This is a genomic window from Pelorhabdus sp. sgz311001 (assembly GCF_055901755.1).
The window spans coordinates 1007604-1031387 of record NZ_JBVXUT010000001.1; the positions used below are offsets into that span (position 1 = coordinate 1007604).

At 38.2% G+C, this 23784-nt stretch carries 24 protein-coding genes; 19 read left to right on the plus strand and 5 right to left on the minus strand.

Going from position 1 to position 23784, the window contains the following annotated elements; all coding sequences use genetic code 11:
- The first annotated feature begins 1 nt into the window (after window position 1).
- The 4 genes from cobO to AC0MXB_RS05260 are packed head-to-tail and all read left to right on the plus strand — an operon-like array spanning window position 2 to window position 2608.
- Window positions 2-541, plus strand: coding sequence for a cob(I)yrinic acid a,c-diamide adenosyltransferase (gene cobO, locus AC0MXB_RS05245; protein ID WP_474038555.1), 540 nt, complete (start codon window positions 2-4; stop codon window positions 539-541).
- Window positions 541-1374 (plus strand): sirohydrochlorin cobaltochelatase, encoded by an 834-nt coding sequence (locus tag AC0MXB_RS05250; RefSeq protein ID WP_474038556.1) that lies wholly within the window; start codon window positions 541-543, stop codon window positions 1372-1374. The genes cobO and AC0MXB_RS05250 overlap by 1 nt, the downstream gene beginning before the upstream one ends.
- 13 nt (window positions 1375-1387) lie before the next feature.
- On the plus strand, window positions 1388-1660 hold the full coding sequence (locus AC0MXB_RS05255) for a hypothetical protein (protein ID WP_474038557.1): 273 nt from the start codon (window positions 1388-1390) through the stop codon (window positions 1658-1660).
- 12 nt (window positions 1661-1672) lie between these two features.
- A complete protein-coding gene (locus tag AC0MXB_RS05260) occupies window positions 1673-2608 on the plus strand; it encodes an adenosylcobinamide amidohydrolase (protein ID WP_474038558.1) in 936 nt (311 codons plus the stop codon).
- Between the two features lie 65 nt (window positions 2609-2673).
- On the opposite strand, the gene AC0MXB_RS05265 is transcribed toward AC0MXB_RS05260, so the two are convergent.
- From AC0MXB_RS05265 to AC0MXB_RS05280, 4 genes are all read right to left on the minus strand, one after another.
- The gene (locus AC0MXB_RS05265; protein WP_474038559.1) at window positions 2674-3276 is read right to left on the minus strand and encodes a DsbA family oxidoreductase; all 603 of its coding nucleotides are present in this window, start codon (window positions 3274-3276) and stop codon (window positions 2674-2676) included.
- Between the two features lie 21 nt (window positions 3277-3297).
- Window positions 3298-4266 (minus strand): site-specific integrase, encoded by a 969-nt coding sequence (locus AC0MXB_RS05270; protein ID WP_474038560.1) that lies wholly within the window; start codon window positions 4264-4266, stop codon window positions 3298-3300.
- Between the two features lie 69 nt (window positions 4267-4335).
- Window positions 4336-4749, minus strand: a complete 414-nt coding sequence (locus AC0MXB_RS05275; RefSeq protein WP_474038561.1) for a PIN domain-containing protein — start codon at window positions 4747-4749, stop codon at window positions 4336-4338.
- A gap of 15 nt (window positions 4750-4764) precedes the next feature.
- Complete coding sequence (locus AC0MXB_RS05280) at window positions 4765-5040, minus strand: AbrB/MazE/SpoVT family DNA-binding domain-containing protein (protein WP_474038562.1); 276 nt, start codon at window positions 5038-5040, stop codon at window positions 4765-4767.
- Window positions 5041-5406: 366 nt separating this feature from the next.
- On the opposite strand from AC0MXB_RS05280, the gene AC0MXB_RS05285 reads away from it, so the two are divergent.
- The 15 genes from AC0MXB_RS05285 (at window position 5407) to AC0MXB_RS05355 (ending at window position 22176) form a co-directional block, all read left to right on the plus strand.
- A complete protein-coding gene (locus tag AC0MXB_RS05285; protein ID WP_474038563.1) occupies window positions 5407-6150 on the plus strand; it encodes a GDSL-type esterase/lipase family protein in 744 nt (247 codons plus the stop codon).
- A 205-nt stretch (window positions 6151-6355) separates the two neighbouring features.
- Window positions 6356-7114: an SDR family NAD(P)-dependent oxidoreductase gene (locus tag AC0MXB_RS05290; RefSeq protein ID WP_474038564.1), complete on the plus strand. Its 759-nt coding sequence runs from the start codon at window positions 6356-6358 to the stop codon at window positions 7112-7114.
- A gap of 177 nt (window positions 7115-7291) precedes the next feature.
- Window positions 7292-7735 (plus strand): MarR family winged helix-turn-helix transcriptional regulator, encoded by a 444-nt coding sequence (locus AC0MXB_RS05295; protein WP_474038565.1) that lies wholly within the window; start codon window positions 7292-7294, stop codon window positions 7733-7735.
- Between the two features lie 13 nt (window positions 7736-7748).
- On the plus strand, window positions 7749-8696 hold the full coding sequence (locus tag AC0MXB_RS05300) for a permease (RefSeq protein WP_474038566.1): 948 nt from the start codon (window positions 7749-7751) through the stop codon (window positions 8694-8696).
- A 12-nt stretch (window positions 8697-8708) separates the two neighbouring features.
- Complete coding sequence (arsM, locus tag AC0MXB_RS05305) at window positions 8709-9866, plus strand: arsenite methyltransferase (protein ID WP_474038567.1); 1158 nt, start codon at window positions 8709-8711, stop codon at window positions 9864-9866.
- 31 nt (window positions 9867-9897) lie between these two features.
- Window positions 9898-10599, plus strand: a complete 702-nt coding sequence (locus AC0MXB_RS05310) for a 4Fe-4S binding protein (RefSeq protein WP_474038568.1) — start codon at window positions 9898-9900, stop codon at window positions 10597-10599.
- Window positions 10600-10708: 109 nt separating this feature from the next.
- Window positions 10709-10879: a hypothetical protein gene (locus AC0MXB_RS05315; RefSeq protein ID WP_474038569.1), complete on the plus strand. Its 171-nt coding sequence runs from the start codon at window positions 10709-10711 to the stop codon at window positions 10877-10879.
- Between the two features lie 133 nt (window positions 10880-11012).
- Window positions 11013-11378 carry an ArsR/SmtB family transcription factor gene (locus AC0MXB_RS05320; protein WP_474038570.1) on the plus strand — a complete coding sequence of 122 codons (366 nt, stop codon included), beginning with the start codon at window positions 11013-11015 and terminating at the stop codon, window positions 11376-11378.
- A 161-nt stretch (window positions 11379-11539) separates the two neighbouring features.
- Window positions 11540-11914, plus strand: coding sequence for an arsenite efflux transporter metallochaperone ArsD (gene arsD, locus AC0MXB_RS05325; protein ID WP_474038571.1), 375 nt, complete (start codon window positions 11540-11542; stop codon window positions 11912-11914).
- A 25-nt stretch (window positions 11915-11939) separates the two neighbouring features.
- Window positions 11940-13691, plus strand: a complete 1752-nt coding sequence (arsA, locus tag AC0MXB_RS05330) for an arsenical pump-driving ATPase (protein ID WP_474038572.1) — start codon at window positions 11940-11942, stop codon at window positions 13689-13691.
- A 105-nt stretch (window positions 13692-13796) separates the two neighbouring features.
- On the plus strand, window positions 13797-14033 hold the full coding sequence (locus AC0MXB_RS05335) for a rhodanese-like domain-containing protein (protein ID WP_474038745.1): 237 nt from the start codon (window positions 13797-13799) through the stop codon (window positions 14031-14033).
- A gap of 708 nt (window positions 14034-14741) precedes the next feature.
- A complete protein-coding gene (locus tag AC0MXB_RS05340) occupies window positions 14742-16472 on the plus strand; it encodes a methyl-accepting chemotaxis protein (RefSeq protein ID WP_474038573.1) in 1731 nt (576 codons plus the stop codon).
- 692 nt (window positions 16473-17164) lie between these two features.
- Complete coding sequence (locus AC0MXB_RS05345) at window positions 17165-18886, plus strand: methyl-accepting chemotaxis protein (protein WP_474038574.1); 1722 nt, start codon at window positions 17165-17167, stop codon at window positions 18884-18886.
- Window positions 18887-19038: 152 nt separating this feature from the next.
- Complete coding sequence (locus AC0MXB_RS05350; RefSeq protein WP_474038575.1) at window positions 19039-21063, plus strand: PAS domain-containing sensor histidine kinase; 2025 nt, start codon at window positions 19039-19041, stop codon at window positions 21061-21063.
- A 30-nt stretch (window positions 21064-21093) separates the two neighbouring features.
- Complete coding sequence (locus AC0MXB_RS05355; RefSeq protein WP_474038576.1) at window positions 21094-22176, plus strand: response regulator; 1083 nt, start codon at window positions 21094-21096, stop codon at window positions 22174-22176.
- A gap of 334 nt (window positions 22177-22510) precedes the next feature.
- Here the strand turns inward: AC0MXB_RS05355 and AC0MXB_RS05360 are convergent, their stop codons facing one another.
- Complete coding sequence (locus AC0MXB_RS05360; protein ID WP_474038577.1) at window positions 22511-23758, minus strand: cation:proton antiporter; 1248 nt, start codon at window positions 23756-23758, stop codon at window positions 22511-22513.
- Window positions 23759-23784 lie beyond the last annotated feature (26 nt).

Here is a 23784-nt window from a genome sequence, read left to right on the forward strand (position 1 = left end):
TATGATCGAACAACAAGGACTTATCATTGTACATACAGGAAATGGTAAAGGAAAGACAACAGCCGCGTTAGGGTTGGCGTTGCGTGCTTGGGGGCAAGGGCTCCGAATCCTTGTATTACAATTCATTAAAGGAAGCTGGAAATATGGCGAACTAAAGGCGGCAGAGGCGTTAGGATCGCGTTTTGTTATGAAGCCATTAGGCGATGGATTTGTAAGTAAGGATAAAGAAAACAATGAAGCGATGGCACAGCATCGTCAGGCGGCAGCAGAAACGATTGCTGCTGCAAAAGCAGCAATAACTTCAGGCGATTGGGATATGATTATTTTAGATGAAATTAATTATGCTCTGAAATTTGAGCTAATCGCGTTAGAAGATATTTTAGGATTACTAAATGAAAAGCCGGAAATGCTTCATATAGTATTAACAGGCCGTGATGCTCATCCGGCAGTGATTGAAAAAGCCAACTTGGTGACAGAAATGCGAGAAATCAAGCATCCTTATAAAGAAGGAATTAAAGCGCAAAAAGGGATTGAATTTTAATGGACAAAAAAGCGATTCTAGTTGTAAGTTTTGGCACTACCTATGCACAAGGCCGCAAGGAAAATATTGAAAGTGTCGAAAATAAAATCAAACAATCCTTTCCTGATTATGAAGTGCGGCGAGCTTTTACTTCACGTTTTGTTATAAAAAAGTTAGCAGAACGTGACCAAATTTATGTTGATACAGAAGAAGCGGCTTTAGAAAAATTAGCGGCAGAAAATTATCAAGAAGTACTAGTACAGCCGCTTCACATCGTGGGCGGCGAAGAATATGAAAAAATCAAACAACTTATTTGGCGTTATCGTCACAGTGAGCAACAAGTTTTTCCTATTTTGCGCCTAGGACGTCCTTTACTTCACTATACAGGTCTTAATAATATGCCTGATGATTATGGCAAAATTATTGCTGATTGGCGTGCCCAGTTAGAACCGAAAGACGCCAGCGAAGCTGTAGTAATTATGGGTCATGGCGGCGTACATCCAGGAAATACAGCCTACGCAGCCTTCCAGATGAAATTAGCGGAAGCAGGCCTAGATCGAACCTTTATTTATACAGTAGAAGGCTTTCCTTCGCTTGCGTATGTTATCAAAAAGCTTCAGGCAGCAAAGATACAAAAAGTCAGCTTAAAGCCCTTCCTGCTAACGTCAGGCGATCATGTTCATGAAGACATGGCAGGGGAAGACGAAAGCTCTACGAAAAATCAATTAATGAACGCTGGCTTTTCTGTATCAGTTTCCTTTGCCGGTCTAGGCAGCTATGAAACAATACAGCAGCTTTATGTTGAGCATGTACAAGATATGATTGATTGCGCCGCGCACTGTCGGCTGCGTTAAGGAGGATAGGTCTATGTCGGTATATCGCGAAGTACTTACACCACTTACCCAGCGAATGGCCACGGAAAACCCGGATTTACTACCGGCGTTGGCCAGCTTAAAAGAGGCCATGGGGGAAAGTGATTTTGAAAAATATATTGAACGACTTTCTGCTCTGAAAGTAAATGGCGACATGCTGTGGATTACAGCAAGAACACAGATGGATCGCTCGATTTTAGAACGAAATCATCGTGATGCTTTGAAAACAGCTTTTCAGGTAAAACGCTTTCAAATTCTATGTATATAATGAGTAGAGACCATGGACAATCAGTTATTAAAAACAGGCGGTTTCATCCTTACTAAAGAAAATAGAGTGCTATTTCATTTTCCCAATAAAAGATTTGTGTTAAGTACAGCCCAAGACCAGGGCGGTTACCGCTCAGTTCATTCGGTGACGTATGAGCAGAGTAATTTACAGTCGACCTGCCTTTTAGGAACACGAAAAAATTCTTCAGCCGTCAACCTTCTACTACAGGGAAGCGCCTCTATAGATAATCAAGGCTATAGTTGTTTGTCTTGGCATTCTCAGTCAATCGAAGTTATTATTATTGCTGATGTCGGCGAAAATGCGATTCGCGCTGGTGAAACCTATCATAAGAAACAAGCCAATTTATCTGGCGGCATTTTCATTTTTGCCTTTATTCCTGCCAAAGTTTCCAAAGGCGATATGGCCAAACTATTATTAACGGTTACAGAAGCAAAAACTGCAGTATTGCAAGAACTTGCGATAATAAGCCCTTATGAAGGGATGCCCGCCACAGGAACCTATGACGATGAAGTCGTTTTAGTGACAAATCTACAAAATGATGATTTAGATGCCGTCTCTTTTGCTGCAGCAAAGAGCGTTGTTGCACAAGCGGTAAAACAAGCACTGAAAGACTCTTTAGCATTGGGAAGTAGAATGTCTCCTTGGCGGCAAAGCATGATAGAAGAACGACTATGGCGTTTAGGATTTGAAAATATTTGCAGTGCTGATTTGCCCAACGAAACAACGAAGACACAAGTATTGCTAAGTTTTTGTCAGTCCGTATGGTTAGAATATTGCTGGGGACTTATTGGAATTGATGGGTTGTACCAATTTTTCTCATTTTTAGAAAGCCCTTTATTTGCACCGAATGGTCTTTCTTTAAGCCGGGCTTTTCGACAGAAAATTTCGGCTCAAATGGAAGACGGGAATCAAAGCAAAACTGAATAAAAAAGTGGCACCTTTTAAAGACGAAATAGTACAAAGTCTTTAGAGTAAGGTGCCACTTTTTGCTATTATTTTTTAGCTAACATGCGAATCTTGTCTTGCACCATGTCAAAAGTTAAAACCCCTTCGAGCAGTATTTTGTCGCCACTATAGATAGTCGGAACAAACTCCAGTCTTTGTTCCATACAATACTGATCATTTCGTAATAGAACGCGATAATAAACATGATTTTCCAAAGCAGAACGAAGTTTATCTGTATCAAGTTCTAGACTTTTAGCAATGTCCAACAAAGTATGTAAATCACCAATGTCTTGTCGTTGGACAAAGCTGCTTTGATATACAGCATCAACCCATTCCTGCTCTTTATGATACTCTTTGGCAAATTCCAGGGCCTCCAGAGCCCAACGTGTATTCGAAGAAAATGTTTTATCACCAGGCCTTAATGCTACTGGTTCACCTAACTCATTGAGACTATTTTGCGTCTCTACCAAGCTTTCGGGCGATAAAAAGTCAGATAAACGGATTCCTGTTGGCGGCATATTCGGTTGAATTTCCCAACTCATCCACTCTACTTCAAAAGAATAGTCTTGTTGCAATTTGCGAAGATAGCCCCAAGCTAAATAGCAGTAAGGACAGGTGAAATCAAACACTATTTTTATTTTTGGATTCATAGTAAATTCCTCCCAATCTAGTTATTCTAAACGTTCCCAGCCGTTTCGTTCGAAAATCGTGCCTTCAGCAATATAACGATTTGCCATTTTTTCGCTGCGATGGCGAGTTTGCTTCATAATTTCTTTCGTTGAAGCGCCGCTAATTGCCGCTGATGTAGCAAAACCGCGACGGAGGCTATGTCCTGAGTAAATATCTGGGTCAAGGCCATTAATCAAAGCCCATTCTTTAACAATGTTGGCAACAGATCGATCTGTCAGTCGCCGTTCGCTAATTGTGCCAGCTTTACTGATCGGGCGAAATAAAGGACCGCTTTTTAGACCACCTGCTTTTAGCCAAGCCCTAACAGCAGCTACTGGACAATAAGCGCTGGTGCGTAGGGCGTTGATACCAAGGTAAGATCCTTTGCCCTCGGCATCACTCTTACTACGAGCTAAAAAGATCTGAAGGCCTTGTGACATAAAAGTTAAATGTTCTACATTCAGTGAGACTAGCTCTGAACGACGAAAGGCTCCAGAAAAACCTAAAAGAATTAAAGCGCGATTCCTTAATCCAGTTAAATTATCAGGAAAAGAAAATTGAATATCCTGGAGATCATCAAATAAAATGGCTGCTTTGCCTTGTTGATGAGTTCCTTTCGTTTTGCGAATCCCCGTCATAACGGCTCGCACATCGGGATGCAGAATAGGCGGCATCTGTTTTGCCAGTCGATGTGCTTCCGAGATCGCCGTTAAACGGCGAGAGATGGTATTGGCACACAAGTAGCCTTCGGCTAATTCAGATAAATAATTAACAACTGTTTTTGGCGAGGCTGGTAGGGGAGACTCCTTGTGATCTTTACACCAATGGACAAAATCGCTCCAGTCCGATTTATAAGCTTTTACGGTATTTGGTGACTTAGAGCGCTCCAAATACTTGATAGCCGCCTCCGAGTAGGGTTCGCTAAAGGTTTCCGACACAGGAAACCCATAGGGATTTTGCAATATCGACATGATTCCTGTATCCTTTCTCTCTCGAAATCAATGCACTTTATTTACTAATCTAATCTAAATTTGCCTGACCTAAGAATTTGGTACTGAAAAAACAAATAATTCACCTAAAGCACTATTGGCGCTATAACGAGAGACGAACTCTGGCAGAGTAACTAAGGTATACCCTTCATAGATAGCCGTTGCTGCAGCGAATGTTTGTTCTGTTGATAAAATTGTATCATGTTGTTCACCATTTTGTAAGGCCTTTTCGATTTGATTGGCTTTTTTTGCTATTGGCGCTGTTACCGGAACAATATCAAAAAGCTCTAATAGAGAATTTATTTCTTTTTCACAGTCTTCTTCGATTTCTAACGATCCCAATACCATGACTGATAAAGCCGGACTGCGGCCGCTAAGCAAAAGTTTTTGTAAAAATTGGCGACAAGCGCTATTTCCTAGTAAGTGACCTGTCAAAACAGAGCTATCAAGCAATATTTTATCCACGATGCAATACCATCCTTAGTTTGATTTTCGATTACGCAAAATACCAAAGGTTTTATCTAAGGTAAAGATAATTTTACTTTCTTGATTTTTATTGGGGATGTTTTTAGTAGAATCATGATTTTGCAATAGCTTTTGGTCAAAATCATTTTTGGAAATTTGCATCGAACGCTCAGAATTAATTTCAATAGTCAAAATTTCATTCGGTTTAATGTCTAATGCGTTACGAATATCATTGGGTAGAGTTAATTGAAACTTAGAAGAAAGCTTAATTATTTTTTTAAAAGTTTGCATTACGCCACTCCTTATGTGCAAATGTAAAAATATCAAAAAATATAACACTATGTAAAAATTATACCACATAATAATTAATTTCAAAATATACAACATATCATTATTTCTAGAAGAATAGAACCTTCTATATTTATCGATCATATAAATAATTTCCAAAACAAGCAACATTATGCAGGAATGAGTTGTTTGTTTAACGAAAAAATGTAGTATTGAAAATTCCCTTTATATTACGAACTAGCAATTGCCATTTTTTTGTGCAGGCGAGGGGAGGGGGCGGAGATATAGCAGAACTACAAGCAATATTAGTGGCAGTACTATTTAAAATCATGATTTATCAGAATCAGAAGGAAGGGTTTTAGTTTTATTATGAAAAGAAAAGCTTTTTTTATTGTAATAGCTGTATTTATCTTGGGAATAGTTGCCTATAATCATTCTGTCCAAGAACTCGCTAAAAAAGATGGTCAAAAGGTTTACCTACTGGCAAACGATTTGAGTCGCAACCCTAATGATCCTGCTTATTTAAGTCTTTACTATCGATTTCGTAAAACTTATTTTTCTTTAAAGCCTCATAAAGAGCATCCTGTTGTCTTTTTAGGTGATAGCATTACTGATGAAGGGGATTGGTCAAAGCTTTTTCCTAAACAAAATGTGGAAAATAGAGGAATTGGCGGTGACACAACAGCAGGCGTTCTCAATCGAATTGATCAAGTCATTGCTTTACAGCCCTCACGTATTTTCTTGATGATTGGCACGAATGACCTCTGCTTTAATCGATCGATTGACGATACAGCAGCAAATTACCAAAAAATTATTAATACATTACAAACGGCACTGCCGAATACGCCGATTTATGTTGAAAGTGTTTTGCCATTTAATGAAAACATCTTTCCTTCAAACAATTTGAGATCAAATTCTAATATTAAGTTGCTTGATCGTAAAATTAGAAGAATAGCAATGCAAACGCATTGTAAATATATTGATTTAACGCCAGAGTTTACTGATCAAAATGGTATGCTTTTTGCAAAATATACGGAAGATGGATTGCATTTAAATGATGAAGCTTATAAAATTTGGCGTGATGAAATTAAAGAGTTAGTCTTAGCATCTTAGTATTTACATGTAAGAATTCATATTGTAAAACATTTTATCCAATAAGTTAACTTAATTTAAGGCTAAGGCATACGTAATGTCTTAGCTTTAAATTTTTTAAGTAATTTTTTTAGTGAGAATGTAAAACTAAAAGCACCAAATTTTTGAAAGGAAGTATGTACGTAACAACGAAGAAGTACCTAATTAGATGTTTGGAGGGAATAGAATGCAGGGAACAACTCAAAAAGTAGCTATCGTAACGGGTGCTGCCACTGGTATGGGGAAAGCAATTGCGGCAAATCTAATAAATAATAATTACTGTGTGTTTTTGTTTGATAAAAATGAAAAAGAACTTGTACGGGTTGCTCAGCGTGAAATGCCAACTGAATACGTAGATTATTTTTGTGGAGATGTAACGAAGAAAAAGGATGTAGAGGAGGCTCTAAAGCAGTGTATTACTAAATTTAAGCGCGTAGATGCTTTGGTTTCCAATGTTGGTATAATTGAAAAAATGGATTTTCTTGAAATGACGGAAGAACAATGGGATAGCTCTATTGATGTTAATTTAAAAGGCGCATTCTTGTGGGGACAGGCGGTAAGTAAATGGATGGTTAACAATAGTTGCAATGGTAGTATCGTAAATATTGGTTGCATGAGAGCAAGCCTGGTTGGGAAAGGAATGTTGCCCTATTCTACTGCGAAGGCGGGAATTCGAATGCTTACAAAAGCGATGGCTGTGGAATTAGCCCCTTACAATATTAATGTAAATGCTATAGAGCCAGGACGAACCCTTACAGATGGGTTAAAGCGACATATGATAAATACGGCGGCGGTATCAAAGAGAATAAGGTTAATTCCGCTTGGTAGGTTTGCAGAAGTAAAGGATATAGCAGATGCGGTAGTATTCTTATTATCTGAATCAGCTAAGTATATTACTGGTGCAGCTATTCCTGTCGATGGAGGATATAGTATTGCAAAAGAATAGCATAAGGCTTATGTAATGTGTAGGTAAGATCGGAAAAGTCGAATATACGATTGATGTAGTGAAATAAAACGATTGAAATGCTTTGAGGCAAATTGTGTTATTAAATTATTAGTTTCATAAACAAATAGTTGCATTATGCATCTATATATAGTAAGATGTTACCAGGAGGTGCTTTTTATGCAAAATCTTAAGGATAGTCAGAGACTGCGCGAAACGACGCGTATCTTAATTCGTAAACTAGGTGTCTTAGAAAGAAGTGGCGCTACTTGCTGCAGTATTACGATGACACAATGCCACGTTATTGTTGAAACAGGTAGGCGACAACAGATTTCTGTAAATGATCTGGCGCAACTGCTTAATCTCGATAAAAGCACCGTAAGCCGAACCGTGGATCAACTTGTCAATCAGGGACTTTTACTGAGAGAACCAGATCCGAACGATCGGCGCTATGTGTCGCTGGGGTTGACCGAACAAGGCCGCGAGTTATTTTTAAGTATTGAGTCCCGTATGGAAAATTATTTTGGTGAAATTTTAGCGGCCATTCCCGAAGAAAAACAATCTCAAATTATAGAGAGTTTGCAGATTTTAACGGAAGCCTTAAAAGGCACACGCTGCTGCTAAAGGAGGAATTTTTATGTTTGAGGCTTTTGCGGATCTGATTGTTTATCAGTGGCTGGGACTTTCACCAAAAGAACATTTGGGGGCAGCGCTGCACTTTTTTGCAGCTGATACGCCGCAAATTCTTGTATTGCTTTCTGTGGCTATTTTCATTATTTCGATTATCCGCTCCTATTTCCCGCCGGAAAAGACCAAAGAATTCTTAAGTCGAAAGCGCAGTTTTCTAGGAAACATTCTGGCGGCTATGATTGGCATTATTACGCCTTTTTGTTCCTGTTCAGCAGTTCCCTTATTCATTGGGTTTATTGAAGCCGGAGTACCGCTTGGCGTCACATTTTCCTTTCTAATCGCTTCGCCGATGGTCAATGAAGTAGCGCTGATCTTGCTCTTTGGTCTCTTTGGCTGGAAGATCGCGTTGCTTTATATGGTAAGTGGTGTAATCATTGCTATTGTGGCAGGTATTATTATTGGCAAGTTACACTTAGAGCATTTACTAGAAGATTTTTCAACGTATGAAGCCTGCCAAAGCAGTCGGCCCGCTCCGGTTACTTTCGCTGAACGCTGTCACAATGCTAAGGTGTTTACGCTGGATCTTTTGCGTTATATTACACCCTATATCATAGTAGCTATTGCAATTGGCGGATTAATTCACGGCTATGTTCCTGATGATTTCATTTCTCAATATGCTGGATCAGATAATATTTTTGCTGTGCCTCTTGTGGTTGTTCTCGGCGTTCCGCTTTATAATAGCGCCAGCGGGATGGTGCCGATCATATATTCGCTCATGGAAAAAGGGTTGCCGCTAGGGACGGCGCTGGCGTTCATGATGGCTGTTTCAGCCATTAGTTTTCCCGAAATGATTATTTTGCGTCGGGTATTAAAGAAACGCCTAATTGGTATATTTGCTGGAATTCTTACAGTGGCAATCATCTTTACGGGCTATTTATTTAATTTTATTAGCTAAGGAGGAAAGGGAATGTCCGAAGAGTTTGCGGGAGCGATACAGGCAAAGTATGCGAAGCTCATAGAGCAAAAGGTTTCTAACAGTGAAAAAAATACAAACTGCTGTGGCAATCCGACCGCGCTAGGCTCATTGTACGCCGGAGAAACTGTTCTTGATTTAGGCAGCGGCGCTGGCCTTGATGTGTTACTCTCGGCGAAGCGCGTTGGTCCAACAGGCAAGGCTTACGGACTTGATATGACAGAAGAAATGCTATCTATAGCCAGAGAAAATCAAAAAAAGTCTGGCTTGTCAAATGTAGAATTCTTAAAGGGGAGAATCGAGGCGATTCCTTTAGAGGATGAGAGTATTGATGTAATCATATCGAACTGTGTTATTAATTTGTCAGGAAACAAAGCAAAGGTTATGGAAGAAATGGCGCGAGTTTTAAAACCTGGCGGACGGATTGCTGTTTCTGATATTGTGATTAAGAAAAGCATTCCGCCGGAAATTCAAGAAAAGACTTTGGCTTGGGCGGGTTGTTTAGCCGGGGCTTTACGTGAAGATGAGTATCGCACAAAATTAGCCTCAGTAGGAATGGAAGACGTGGAAATTGTAGTAACGAAAGAATACGATTTTGCTGATTTGAATAAAGGAAAAGAAAAAATAGTTTTATCTTCTCAGGAGCTTGAAATTGCCAAGGGGTCTTTAGTGAGTGCCTTCATCCGTGCGAAAAAACCGGCAAGATTATTGCGGGAAGAGGGAGATTTTAAAATTCGACAGGCCAACGAGAATGATTATTCTGCTATAGAGGCCTTGTTGACTGCTAATGATTTGCCGGTTGTTGGCGTAGAAAAACATATTAAAAATTTTCTTGTGGCTGAACAAGATCGGATTATTGGAGTCATGGGATTTTTACAAGACGGGAAAAAAAGCTTGATTCGTTCTTTCGCTGTAGCCGCCCCAATTCGCAAAGCCGGAATTGGCAGGACCTTGCTCACAGCGATGCTAACCAAATTAAAACAGCAAGAGATTGCTGAAGTGTATTTGCTGACTGAAACCGCCAAGGATTACTTTAACCGGGCTGGTTTTAGTGACATCGTCCGTGAAGAGATGCCTATTGACTTACTGCAGGAATCGGGATTGGATAAAGCTTGCCCAGGCAGTAGTTCTTGTTTAAAGAAGCGCTTATAGTGAGGAAAATACTAAGAAAGAAGGAAATAAAATGCAGGAAAAGGTTAGAGAGTATGCAATGCAGGTCGGCGCTGACCTAGTCGGGTTTGCCAGAGTGGAAGATTTTAATGAAGCGCCGGAAGGGTTTCACCCCAATGATATTATGCCAAGTGCGCAAAGTGTGATTGTCATTGGCAAAGCCCTTTCCGCTGGAACGGTTTATTCTGAGAATAAAGTAGTCTATACAGCGCAGGGAGAAGTCGTTGTCAGAGAACTCGACACACTGGCGACTAAGCTCGCATCTTACATCGAGGCCAAGGGGGCTACTGCTGTACCCATTCCAACAGATGCCCCTTATTTTTACTGGGATGAAGCGCGGCAGCACGGGATGGGAATTTTATCGCATCGCCATGCCGCGGAAAAGGCTGGCCTAGGGGTAATAGGCAAGGGGGCATTACTCATTACGTCTGAATATGGCAGTCGGATTACGCTTGTTACGATTCTTTCCGATATGGAAGTATCGGCGCCAGCATCTAAACCAAGACTGCTTTGTCCGCCGTCTTGCCGTAAATGTCTTGATGCTTGTCCGTCACAGGCTTTATCTGGCAATGGATCAGTCATTCAAATGAGATGCAGGAGTCATGTGGCAACGGTATCGGATCGCGGGCATGCGCTAACGAATTGCTGGAATTGCCGTCTCGTGTGTCCCATGTCGCAGCCTCGTAAACAACTGAGCTGCTTTAGGAGCGATTGATAAAGTAAAATGAAGGTTTATCAATCGCTTTTTATCTTTGTAATAGTTGTAAAATTAAACAGTTTATTTTAGCAACTTTATGTAGATTGCTAATTAAGGAGGCTTTTGTATGGTTCAAAGAGGGGATTACTTTACTCATAAGCCGAAATACAGCTGGCAAGGAAGTGTTGCGATTGGGTTTTGTATCTTATTAACACTTATCATCGGGAGTATCTTCTGCATTATTTTCAAGTATGATATTCCTCTGTCGGCAGTAATATCGTTAGCGGCGCCTCTTTAAAGACGATAGTGATACATCGCTTGTAATAAAGTTATAGGGAAAAAGTCAAACTTGACTTTTTCCAATTCATAGAATATGATTATATTTGCATATAAGAATTAATTGTTAAGACTTGTGAAAGGCGGCTTGCAGCATGGATCTAGTAAGAATTTTAAAAGCCTTAGGCGATGAAACGCGGCTACGGATGATGAATTTGCTGCGCCAGGAAATGCTATGTGTCTGTGAAGTAGAAGCTTTATTAGAAAGTAGTCAGTCCAATGCATCCCGCCATTTAGCCAAATTACGCGATGCTGATTTGATTCGAAGCGAGAAAAAAGCGCAATGGGTCTATTATGGCATTAATGAGCAACTGTTAACAGAATGCTTGTTTATCAAGGTGCTTCTAGACGAAGATTTAGCGCAGCATCCTGAGTATGCGAAAGATATTGAAAAGCTTAGAGAAGTGCGTAGTACCTTGCATTGCGGTATATTAAGTTTAGAGCGAGATGCAGAAACCTGATACCGCGCTAACTGGTTGGACGGAAGCGCGATTTCGTTCCTCTGGTTTTCTTGTTTATGTAAATATGCATATATGTATATATTTGTATATTAGCACATAGGATTATAAGATCCATAGGATATAGTAAGATAAAAATATATATCAAAGAAAAGGGAGCGATTATGATGAGTAAAATTGAAATTTTTGATCCTGCCATGTGCTGCGAAACTGGGATTTGCGGTCCCAGTATTGACAAAGAGCTGCTGCGAGTGGCAACTACCATTAAAAATTTAACAGCCAAGGGAGCCGATATTACTCGATTTGGCCTAGCCAATCAACCGCAAGCCTTCATTTCTTATCAGAAAGTCAATGAGTTATTGCTAAAAGAAGAAGCTGAGGTTTTACCAATCACTCTCGTAGATGGTGAAGTGAAAAAAACACGTCTTTATCCGACTGATGCTGAATTTGTCGCATGGTCAGGCATTGAATTAGATGCCCCGTCTGAGTCACAAGAAAAAGATGATGGCGGTTGCTGCTGCAACGGTGGATGTTGTTAAGTTTCAATCTGAGGAGGCGCTCATTATGTATCCGTCTTTTTGCGTAGAAGCGATTAAGTTGACTAAATATTTATTCTTTACCGGAAAGGGCGGCGTGGGGAAAACTTCTGCCGCCTGTGCTACGGCTGTTACTTTAGCGGATCAAGGGAAAAAAGTATTGCTTATTAGTACTGATCCAGCTTCGAATTTGCAAGATGTTTTTGGCATGGACTTAAATGGAAAGGGAACAGAGATTCCTGAAGTCCCTAATCTTATCGTAGCAAATTTGAATCCGGAAGAAGCGGCGCGGGAATATCGCGAATCCGTGATTGCTCCTTATAAGGGAAAACTGCCAGCGAGCGTAATTAAGAATATGGAAGAACAGTTATCCGGGTCCTGCACGGTGGAAATTGCCGCGTTTAATGAGTTCTCGCATTTTATTACGGATACTAAGACACAAGCTCTTTATGATTACATTCTCTTCGATACGGCGCCGACAGGTCATACCCTCAGAATGCTGCAATTGCCCTCAGCCTGGAGCAATTTTATTAGCGAAAATACGCATGGCGCGTCCTGTTTAGGTCAACTATCGGGTCTGGAAAGTAAAAAAGAAGTCTATAAGCAGGCTGTAAAGACTTTGGCCGATGGTAATTTGACAACGCTGGTGCTTGTTGCCAGACCGGAAAATTCTCCGCTGGCTGAAGCCGCACGTGCGTCAAAGGAATTAAAAGAGTTAGGTGTAGAAAATCAACTATTGATCATTAATGGCGTTCTGGAGCAAGAGAGTGCCGATGATGAAATCGCCTGCCAACTGCAGCGCAAACAACAGGCGGCTCTAGATTCAATTCCTGTTGCTTTACAAAATATTGCTACCTATCAAATTCCGCTCCGCTCTTATAATCTTACCGGAATTGATAATATTCGTTTGCTGCTTCAGGAGGATCATCAGGAAACGAAGCCTTACACACTGAACCAATCTAAGCTTGCCACAGTAAAAGTTTTAGTAGAGGATCTTTATCAAAGCGGTAAGCGTGTGATTTTCACTATGGGCAAAGGCGGGGTCGGCAAAACTACGTTAGCAGCTATAATTGCGTTAGGCTTGGCGCAAAAAGGCGCGAAGGTGCATCTAACGACAACAGATCCGGCAAACCATCTCGACTTTGTTATGACAGAGCAGCTAGGCGTTACGATCAGTCATATCGATGAGCAAGAAGAATTACGAAAATATACGGAAGAAGTACTTGCTGCAGCCCGGCAAACAATGAAAGAAGAAGACATTGCTTATATAGAAGAGGATCTGCGTTCTCCTTGCACCCAGGAGATTGCCGTATTTCGCGCCTTTGCCGAGCTTGTTGATAAAGCAGATGATCAGATTGTCGTTATTGATACAGCGCCAACAGGTCACACCTTATTGCTCCTTGATGCAACGCAGAGCTATCATAAAGAGGTAGAACGAACTCATGGCGATGTACCAGAGTCGGTAAAAAAACTTCTGCCGCGTTTACGCGATGAGCAAGAGACTGAAGTGGTGATTGTTACATTGCCGGAAGCTACGCCGGTTTATGAAGCCATGCGTCTTCGCGATGATTTAGTGCGGGCCGGAATTCATAACAAATGGTGGGTGATGAATGCGAGTCTGCTCATGACTCACACACAAAGTTCCTTGCTAAAAACAAAAGCGCAAAATGAGATTCCTTGGCTGAATAAGGTGGATGAGATTTCTGCCGGTTCTATGGCTGTGATTCCATGGCAAGGGGAAGACATAAAAAAAGAGAAATTATCGGCTTTTTTGCAATAAAATCTGAATCAATAAAAATCTAGTTCCCTAGTTTGTTGCTCAAGATGATGTACTTTCTATATAGCTTACTAATTTATAGCAAGGTGCGCAGATTAAGAGGAAATCATTGATGCTCGAATAGGCCCAGAATATGAGGATTCTCATATTCTGGGAGCACGGAGTATTCCTCAAGACGAACTTCGCAATACATTGCATTCTTTAGATAAAGACAAACCGACGGTAACCTATTTCAATAAAGGTGTGACTGGGAATACAACGCAAAATATTTTGATTAATTCTGGTTTTAAAGAAGCATACAAACCAACACATACACAATGTTATTCAGCAACAACCTTACGCTAAACAAATAATTTCAGATTGAATTAAATATTTTATTTTTACTATTTAACGAATTTAGTAAAATTAATTTTACTAAAAGAATACGAAAGTAAGATTAGCAAGAATATCCACTTAATTTTGCTAGAAATAGGTTATTTGTCCAGCGACACAAAAGTGCATACTTTAGGATATAGGAATATGCATACTTTCTAGGCGAATTTTCGTGGGAAAGCAAGTGTCTCATTTGTATAAAAATACATCTGTTTTTTATTTACATAAAACGAGGGCTGATTATATAGAAATAGCTGTTAGATTATTATAAAATGAGTATATAAAAAAGCGCCTCAAACAATAATGGATAATTCAGAAAACTTATTTAATTTAGTACTTACAGAGCTAGTTATCATGACATTGGGCAGAATAATAACAGAGATGAGCAATAGTGGTGTGAGAAATAATCAAAATACTAATACAAAGTAATTCTAAGCGAAGGCCAGGGGTATTCCTGGTCTTTTTGCTTCTCTATCTAAGGTTAGGACTTACATAGCTTCGTTCGTAAGAAGTTGCATATTTTCTACAAATATTTAAGTGAATTTCAATAAAACGATAATTTTCACAGTATTTCTCTTTTATTAAAATGTTTTTACAAAAATCGCGCTTTAAAGGGATTTTGGAATATCATATTGAAAACACTATAAGTAGATTATTGTAGAAAAACAGAAAAATAAGGAGATGACTGATTTGAACTGGGTAAATAATTTAAAAGTTTCCAGTAAATTATTTCTTTTAGTTTCAGTGCTGCTCTTTGCTATGATCTGTGTGGGCGGCACTGGTTACTATTTTTTGAGCAAGACTAATGATGCTATGAGTCGCATATATAACGAGAAACTAGTTGCGATTGAACTGATAAATGAAAATCGAGTTCATGCCCGCAAAATAGAGGCAAATATATTTGCCTTAATGCTCACCACAGATGATAACGAGAATAAATCTTTGCTTGATGAAATAAATAGAAGAGCAAAACTATTTGATGAAAACTTGACACAGTTTGAACAACTACCTATGGGAGAGAATGAGAAAAAAGAGCTAGGAGAAATTAGAGAATCTTTAAGTCAATACAGAGATGCTAGAATTAAAGTTATTGAACTTGGAATGCAAAATAAAAATGACGAGGCCTATGCATTATATAATTTGCGGGGAAAAGCTTTATCGGAAGACTTTAACAAGCGGCTTATTGGACTAGCAGAAGAAATGAAAAAATCTGCAGAAATAATGAATGTGCAAAACAAGAAAGATATTTCTTTAGCGAATACTATCTTTATTGGTATTATACTGGTCTCTATTATTTTAGGTGCTTTACTTGGAATATTAATCACGAGGCGCATTATTAAACGTTTAAATGATATCGTTGTTTTCTTGCAAATAGTTTCAGATGGTGACTTTACTAGAGAGGTTTCAGAAGAAAATCTAAGAGATAAAAGTGAATTTGGAATTGTTTCAAACGCTGTTAACACAATGAGTAAAAATCTTAGACTTTTAATTAAGCAATTAGCCCATACTTCGGATCAGCTAGCCGCATCATCGGAAGAATTAACGGCAAGTGCGGAGCAGTCGGCGCAAGCCTCGAATCAAGTAGCTGGATCTGTAACAGAAGTTGCACATGGAACACAAAACCAAGTAGAATTAGCGAGTAATGCTAATATTGTAGTAACTCAAATTTCAGAAGCGATACAGCAAGTAGCGGGAAATACAGAAATTGTTTCGGCCTCAGCAGAAAAAACTGCGACAACAGCAAATCAAGGAGAAAAAGCGATTCAGCAAGCTGTAAGTCAAATGAAAATTATTGAAGAAAGAACGAATGCCACGACTGTTGTAATTAGCGAGCTAGAAGAAAAATCAAAACAGATCGGACAAATAGTAGAAGCCATTTCAAATATTGCAGGACAGACCAATTTATTGGCATTAAATGCGGCGATTGAGGCAGCGCGAGCAGGCGAAGCGGGCAAAGGATTTGCTGTGGTAGCAGAAGAAGTCAGAAAACTGGCCGAGCAATCTCAAGAAGCGGCGAAGCAGATTACGGATCTAATTGGTGAGGTTCAGGCAAAAACGGACAGAGCTGTATCCTTTATGAATGATGGAAAGAAAGAAGTAGATACTGGTGCGCAGGTTGTGTTTACGGCAGGCCAAAGCTTTGGTGAGATATTGAATATGGTGCGAGATATGACACGACAAATTCACGAAATATCTGCAGCAATCGAAGAAATTACGAGTGGAACTCAAAATGTAGTTCAGGCTGTAGAGAAAATTGACAATGAGAGCAAGAAAACGTCAGAAGAAGCGCAAACAATTTCGGCAGCTACAGAGGAACAATCTGCGTCGGTAGAAGAGATTGCTTCCGCCAGTCAACATTTATCTAAAATGGCAGAAGAATTGCAACAGGCCATACAAAAATTTAAAGTATGATCGTTACAAGAACCTTTGTTGGCTGAAATACTGATTAAAGAGAGTCTCCTATTTTTATAAATAGGAGACTCTCTTTTAGTCGTGATAGGCCGTGTCCTTTTTATATTTATTGGCACGAAGTGAAAGTCGCGAAGCGGATTATTCTAAATAAAAGATTACACGCCCATAACGTTAAATTTGAAAATTTCTTTATATATCATTGAAATGAACCGGAATTAAAGAACTAAGGTATGGTGTCTTCTTTGTATACATAATTTTTATAATCAGGACTTGTATATGAGGAGAGGACTCCTATACTTAATGTAGAATGGAAAAAACTATTATGAAGGGACTAAGAATATGATTTGTAAGAATTGTTCCTATTCCATGTATGAATCCTCTAACCGTAAAATCATAGGGTGGGGAAATCCTGAAGACCCAGGTTATTATGAAACTATATATACTTACTATTATTGCAAACAATGCGCTGTTTTGGGAGTTAAGAAAGAAGAGTTAAATCAAACTGTATTCATACAAGGTGAAATCAATAAGCAACAAATTAATGTGGAGAAGAAATAATATAAGATACTTTTCATATTTGCAATTAATGATAGGAATAAATTGGCAAGTGGGAAATGGAAGGAGTTTGGAAAATAATATCGAAAAATGGTTTGAGTATACATAATATCTACTAGAAAACGGAGGAGAACTTTTTGAATTGGTTAAATAATTTAAGAGTTGCGCGTAAGTTGGCTTTATTAATTTCAGTGCTGCTTGTTGCCCTGATTTGTGTTGGGGGGACAGGCTATTATTTTCTTAGCAAGACAAATGATGCATTGAATAAAATGTATAATGAAAAAATGACCGCGATAGAATTAATCAATGAAAATCGCATTAGCGCTAGACGAATTGAAACAAATACGTTTGCCTTAATGCTTACAACTAATGAAAATGAAAATAAGAAGCTATCTGATGAAATTACAGTGAGAGCAAAACAATTTGACGATAACTTAATGCGGTTTGAACAAATATCTGCAGATGATAAGACTAGAGCAGAAATAGCGGAAATAAGAAGTGTTCTACAAAAGTTTCGCGCCGTTAGAGTTAAGGCGATTGAACTAGCTGTGCAGAATAAAAATAGTGAAGCCTATAATTTATATAGTCAGCAAGCGAAGCCCTTGTCAGAAGAGTTTACAAAGAAACTAATTGCACTAGCGCAAGAAACTAAAAAGTCATCGGAAGAAATGAACAAACAAAATCAAAAAGACTTTGCTTTTGCCAATATGATATTTTTGATAGTGATCATAGCCTCTGTAATTCTAGGAATTCTACTTGGCTTCTTAATAACGAAGAGAATTTCTAAGAGATTAAATGATATTGTTGTTTTCTTAAATGTAGTAGCAAAAGGTGATTTTACTAGAGAGGTTCCAGCAGCAAATTTAAGAGATCAAAGTGAATTCGGGATGGTTTCAAATGCTGTTGATACAATGAATAAAAATCTTAGAAAATTAATTACGCAATTAGCTCATACATCAGAGCAGTTAGCTGCCTCTTCAGAAGAATTAACGGCAAGTGCGGAACAGTCGGCGCAAGCGTCAAATCAAGTAGCTGGTTCGGTAACGGAAGTTGCACATGGAACACAAAAACAAGTAGAATTAGCGAATAACACTAATATTGTAGTGACTCAAATTTCAGAAGCGATACAGCAAGTAGCGGGAAATACAGAAATTGTATCGGCCTCAGCAGAAAAAACTGCGGCAACAGCGAATCAAGGGGAAAAAGCAATTCAGCAGGCTGTAAGTCAAATGAAAATTATTGAAGAAAGAACGAATGCCACGACTGTTGTGATTAGCGAGTTGGAGGAAAAATCAAACCAGATCGGGCAAATAGTAGAAGCCATTTCAAATATTGCAGGACAGACCAATTTATTGGCATTAAATGCGGCGATTGAGGCAGCGCGAGCAGGCGAAGCGGGCAAAGGATTTGCTGTGGTAGCAGAAGAAGTGAGAAAACTAGCCGAACAATCCCAAGAGGCAGCAAAGCAGATTACGGATCTCATTAGTGATGTTCAGACAAAAACGGACAGAGCTGTATCCTTTATGAATGATGGAAAAAAAGAAGTAGATACTGGTGCGCAGATTGTGTTTACGGCAGGCCAGAGTTTTGGGGAGATATTGAATATGGTGCGAGATATGACGCGACAAATTCATGAAATCTCTGCAGCAATCCAAGAAATCACGAGCGGCACGCAAAATGTAGTTCATGCCGTACAGCAAATTGATAATGAGAGCAAAAAAGCTTCAGAAGAAACACAAACGATTTCGGCAGCTACGGAGGAGCAGTCTGCGTCGGTAGAAGAGATTGCTTCCGCCAGTCAGCATTTGTCTAAAATGGCAGAAGAACTACAACAAGCCATACAAAAATTTAGGATATAACTATTAAGGATATACTTGGATAATTCGACATTATATTAAAAAAAGTTCCATGTTTTTTATAAATATGAAACTTTTTTAAGATAAATCCGTAGGACTTAGGTAACCAGAAATAGAATTTATATGTTAAATTCAGAAAATGAGGAGTGAGCACATTGGAATTAGATCTGAGGTCCATAAAAATCAACGAATTGATCGCTTGTAAAGATTTAGATTTTTGGATCATGTTTGATTTAGTTCCTGTACCCATTTTTGTAAAAGATTATTGTGGAACTTATACAGGCTGTAATAAAGCATATGAGAAATTTATTGGTCTAAGTAAAGAAGCTGTTATTGGAAAATCAGCGTATGACTTACTTCCCAAGGAGTATGCCGATCTATATCACTTTAAAGACCAAGAGTTATTTGAAAAAGAAGAAGTGCAAGTCTATGAGAATTCCTTCAGTGTCGATGGTAACGTTCGGCATGTTGTTTTTCATAAAATGTTATATCGAGATATGTTTGGTGTAGTACAGGGATTAGTTGGCGCTGTAATTGATGTAACCGAGCAAAAAGAAGCAGAAAAGGCTCTAAGAATTAGTGAAGAGAAAAATAAAGTGCTTGTTCAAACGATACCAGACATTATGTTAGTAGTAACGCCAGAGCTCACTATAATTGAATTTAAACAGGCTTCAGAGTTTAGTCATATTGGCGACAAAACAATTCTTGGAAAACAAATTCAAGATGTTTTACCTGCGCAAGTAGCTCATGTTTTTAAAGAAAATGTTAAACTTTCCTTTCAACAGAAGAAAGTTAGACCATTTGAATATCAAATTGAATATGAAGACGGAATCAAATATCGCGAAGCACGTGCGGTGGTCATTTCAGGAGAACAGGCGCTTATTATGATTCGTGATATTACGGAACAGAAGTTAGCCCAAGAAGAAATTCTTAAATTATCACAGGCCGTGGAAGCAAACCCTGGGTCGATTATTATTATCAACAAAGAAGAAACGATTATTTATGTAAATGCAGAATATAGTAGAATATCTGGTTACTCTAAAGAAGAAATTGTAGGGCAAAATGTCAGCTTTTTTAGATCGGAAGCGCATCCTGAAAGCCTTTATAAAGAAATTAAAGAAACTGTAACTAACGGACATCAGTGGCAAGGGGAGATTTGCAATAAAAGAAAAAACGGTAATTTATATTGGGTTTTAGTGTCCATATCACCTGTAAAAAATGCTGATGGGGAAATTAGTTATTATTTAAGTATGGAGCTTGATATAACAGAGAAGAAAGTTATGGAAGACTCTTTATATAGACATAATGAGCAATTAACAGCAGCCTATAAAGCGTTAGAAAGTACTCAATTGCAAATGGTTCAGCAAGAGAAGCTAGCGAGTATTGGTCAATTGGCTGCTGGCGTTGGACACGAAATTAATAATCCGGTCGGCTTTGTTTCTAGCAATTTTAATACATTGCAGAAATATTTTTCTCGAATTGCAGAAGTTACATGTAAGTATAAAGAATTGAAATCCATTGAGGGAATTCAAAGTTGCTTAGGTGTATCTGAGTTTATTGATCAAATCAATCAGCTGGAAAAGCGAAAAAAGTTAGAATTTATATTAGAAGATATTCCAACTCTATTTAATGAGTGTGAAGAGGGACTGCAAAGAATTCAGGATATTGCTAAAGCTTTGAAGTTATTTGTTCGCAGTGACAGGCAGAATGAATTTGATGCTTATGATCTAAATGAAGGCATCAAAAATACATTGATTATCGCGAAAAATGAAGTGAAATATGTGGCTGAAGTAGAGGCTGATTTAAAAGAAGTTCCTGCATTTTCTGCATCCTCTGGACAGATCAATCAAGTTTTACTGAATCTCATTGTAAATGCCGCTCATGCCATCGCAGCAAAGCAGCTTGATGCGATGGGGAAAATCAAAATTTCAACGCATCATGACGAAAGTTTCGCTTATTGTTTGATTCAAGATAATGGAGTCGGTATGAGTAATGATATAAAAGAGAAGATTTTCAATGCTTTTTTCACAACGAAACCAGTTGGCAAGGGAACGGGTTTAGGTCTTAGTATTTCCTATGATATTATTGTGAATAAACATGAAGGAGTTTTAGAGGTGGAAAGTCAGGAAGGCGTCGGAACAACCTTTATCATTAAATTGCCCTTAAAAGAATGTTTGTAGGAAAGCGTATAGAAAGAATGGGTGTTAAATATGGCTAAAGACACAGTTTTATTTATAGATGATGAAGTACCTGTGTTGAATTCTATTAAACGAGCGGTTATAGATGAAGAATACGCTTCTTTATTTGCGACAAGTGCAGCAGAGGCGCTTGGATTCATGCAAAGGCACAAAGTAAATGTTATAGTCACTGATTTACGCATGCCGGGTATGGACGGACTCACATTGCTAAAACAAGTAAAAGAAGAGTATCCCGATACGATTCGTATAGTTCTTTCTGGATATGCACTTTTATCCTTAGATCAAGTACTGACCGCAATAAACCACGGGGATATCTTTCGTTTTATTACGAAGCCTTGGAACATGGAAGAAGACTTACTAGTGGTGATTCGTCAAGCGCTTGACTATTATAACTTGCAAAAAGATAGAAAAGATCTTGCTGTTTGCTTATATCAACGAAATAAAGCCTATAAAAATGTACTGTATGCTATGGCGACAAAGGCCTCTACACAAAAAGATGACATGGAAAGTTTTCAAAAATTTCTTGTTTCTATGTTATTAGATCTTGAAAAGGAACATAAAAAAGAAGCTGTTGACAGTAAAAAAATATTAGCGAAATTGCACATCGCAAGAATGATAGCAGATGATTATTTTAAAATCTTGCCTATAGGCTGGAATGAATTCTTACTAACAGATCTTGCTAGTGATTTTGAACAGCGTGTTTTAAAATCCTATGATAATCTAAAATACAGTCAAAAGATTGAACAAAGAAAGGTAAAATGTGTAGGAAATTCGCAGCTAATTCTCATGATTTTAAGCACTATTGCTAGATTAATATCTTATTCGGGACAGAACCGAGCTATAAATTATTTAATGACCTCCCAACGTTACGAAGAAAAGTCTATAGTTCAAATGCGTAATGTCATAGAGCTTGGCTATGTAGATGGTGCTGTAGTATTAATTGATAAAACAGAATTACTAACCCATGAAATGCTGAGTTATTTTATTTCTCTGTTAGGTAAAATTGGTCAACCTTTCGGAATCAATGTAACATTTACCTATGTGAATCAGAATATATCTCTGATTTCGGTAGAAGCTAATTTGTTGAGTGCATAAGAGCAATAAAGATATTGTTGTGGATATTTTTACTAGCGTAAAATTGGTTTGATTTTAATTGACAATTATTTATAAAGATAAAAACAAATAATTTTTACATTTTATAAATATTTTATTTCAAATGATAATAATAAAATTCAAAATTATTTTATTTATAAAATATATATTAGGATAGTATTAAAGTATGTATTTAAGTGTCGCTAGACAGGTTGTTGCAGTTTCATAAAAATTATCAAAAATTGGCCAAAATATTACTTCCGATAATTTATAGTTATCGGAAGTAATAAATAAAAAGAAAAATATGGTATTTTGGTTTACGTAATATTAATTATGGTTACTTGCCTGTTTCTTCTTGTTGAATCAGCAAATTCAATCTCTTTGCTAAAAGTTTCGTAGTAGCTGGTTGTAAGATTAACGTAATCAAAATGGTCAATATTACGACTGAAGAAATCGTTTCTAACGATTCTAAATGATAACTTGTGAGCATCCCGATTAGCGCCGCTGGAATAACACCGGTTTCGCGGGTCCACATCATAAAGATCATCTCATTCTTTTGCCAGTTCGCTTTTTGATCTGCTAATGCAAACGCCAGTACCGCTATTGGCCGTGCAACAAACATAAAGATTCCCACAATAGCTAATCCTGAAAATAAATGCTTAGTTAGTAAGGAAAATTCAATGTGACTCCCTAACAAAACAAATATAGCAATTGTAAATATTGTCGAAATAATATGGATAAATGAAGCAACTTCTTTTCTGTGAATTTCTTTAATTGCCCACCCTAGTTCTTCGTTATTTCCCCAAAGAAGTCCCGCGACGAACACAGCCATAAAGCCACTCGCACCAAAATGTTCCGCTGAAAAATAAGTACCAATGATTACAGGCAGTACTAAAAGCTTGCTAAAATTTGCGAACATATTATTTGATCGATCGCTTATAAGGTAAAGACTTGTTAGCCCCCAAAACGCACCACACAAGATACCGCCACCAGCCATTCGTAAAAATTGACTTAAGGTAGAAATTAGCGAAAATTCACCGGTAGTTACAACAGTTAAAATCGTAAATGTCATAATGGCAGCTGTAGCGTCATTAAAAGCAGATTCACTAATGATTGTTTGTGACAGCTTTTCTTTGATGTTTACTGACGTGAAAATTGGCACAAGCGCAGCTGGATCAGTAGGCGCTATAATAGCAGCAAGCAAAAAAGCAACTGATAAATCGATGCCTAATAACCAATGCGCCGCATAACCTACAATTAAAATCATTATGAGTACAGATAAAGTTGCAGCCAAAACTAATGATCGCCATACTTGCTTTAAGATAGTAAATTGGACGCCAACGCCACCATGGAACAATAACACGGCAGCACCCAATGTTAAAAAAGCATGATTTAATGCGGAATCGGACGGAATCATTAGTAAATTTAAGCCCATCGGTCCTGTGAACATACCCATCAATAAATATAAGATAATATCGGGTAATTTTAATTTTTCAGCTACTTTAGCTGCTACAATACCAAGCAATAAAAGAAGTGCTATATTTACTAATGCTTGATTTGCTATTTCTAAAACTGTTTTTTCCATACCATATAAATCCTCCTAAAGATATT

Excerpts from the sequence above, each read along its gene's own strand:
- arsA (WP_474038572.1), top strand. The coding sequence starts at position 11,940 with ATGTATCCGTCTTTTTGCGTAGAAGCGATTAAGTTGACTAAATATTTA.
- AC0MXB_RS05340 (WP_474038573.1), top strand. The coding sequence starts at position 14,742 with ATGACTGATTTGAACTGGGTAAATAATTTAAAAGTTTCCAGTAAATTA.
- AC0MXB_RS05255 (WP_474038557.1), top strand. The coding sequence starts at position 1,388 with ATGTCGGTATATCGCGAAGTACTTACACCACTTACCCAGCGAATGGCC.
- AC0MXB_RS05265 (WP_474038559.1), bottom strand. The coding sequence starts at position 3,276 with ATGAATCCAAAAATAAAAATAGTGTTTGATTTCACCTGTCCTTACTGC.
- AC0MXB_RS05300 (WP_474038566.1), top strand. The coding sequence starts at position 7,749 with ATGTTTGAGGCTTTTGCGGATCTGATTGTTTATCAGTGGCTGGGACTT.
- AC0MXB_RS05360 (WP_474038577.1), bottom strand. The coding sequence starts at position 23,758 with ATGGAAAAAACAGTTTTAGAAATAGCAAATCAAGCATTAGTAAATATA.
- AC0MXB_RS05290 (WP_474038564.1), top strand. The coding sequence starts at position 6,356 with ATGCAGGGAACAACTCAAAAAGTAGCTATCGTAACGGGTGCTGCCACT.
- arsM (WP_474038567.1), top strand. The coding sequence starts at position 8,709 with ATGTCCGAAGAGTTTGCGGGAGCGATACAGGCAAAGTATGCGAAGCTC.
- AC0MXB_RS05285 (WP_474038563.1), top strand. The coding sequence starts at position 5,407 with ATGAAAAGAAAAGCTTTTTTTATTGTAATAGCTGTATTTATCTTGGGA.
- AC0MXB_RS05295 (WP_474038565.1), top strand. The coding sequence starts at position 7,292 with ATGCAAAATCTTAAGGATAGTCAGAGACTGCGCGAAACGACGCGTATC.
- AC0MXB_RS05270 (WP_474038560.1), bottom strand. The coding sequence starts at position 4,266 with ATGTCGATATTGCAAAATCCCTATGGGTTTCCTGTGTCGGAAACCTTT.
- AC0MXB_RS05320 (WP_474038570.1), top strand. The coding sequence starts at position 11,013 with ATGGATCTAGTAAGAATTTTAAAAGCCTTAGGCGATGAAACGCGGCTA.
- AC0MXB_RS05355 (WP_474038576.1), top strand. The coding sequence starts at position 21,094 with ATGGCTAAAGACACAGTTTTATTTATAGATGATGAAGTACCTGTGTTG.
- cobO (WP_474038555.1), top strand. The coding sequence starts at position 2 with ATGATCGAACAACAAGGACTTATCATTGTACATACAGGAAATGGTAAA.
- AC0MXB_RS05310 (WP_474038568.1), top strand. The coding sequence starts at position 9,898 with ATGCAGGAAAAGGTTAGAGAGTATGCAATGCAGGTCGGCGCTGACCTA.
- AC0MXB_RS05260 (WP_474038558.1), top strand. The coding sequence starts at position 1,673 with ATGGACAATCAGTTATTAAAAACAGGCGGTTTCATCCTTACTAAAGAA.
- AC0MXB_RS05280 (WP_474038562.1), bottom strand. The coding sequence starts at position 5,040 with ATGCAAACTTTTAAAAAAATAATTAAGCTTTCTTCTAAGTTTCAATTA.
- arsD (WP_474038571.1), top strand. The coding sequence starts at position 11,540 with ATGATGAGTAAAATTGAAATTTTTGATCCTGCCATGTGCTGCGAAACT.
- AC0MXB_RS05315 (WP_474038569.1), top strand. The coding sequence starts at position 10,709 with ATGGTTCAAAGAGGGGATTACTTTACTCATAAGCCGAAATACAGCTGG.
- AC0MXB_RS05250 (WP_474038556.1), top strand. The coding sequence starts at position 541 with ATGGACAAAAAAGCGATTCTAGTTGTAAGTTTTGGCACTACCTATGCA.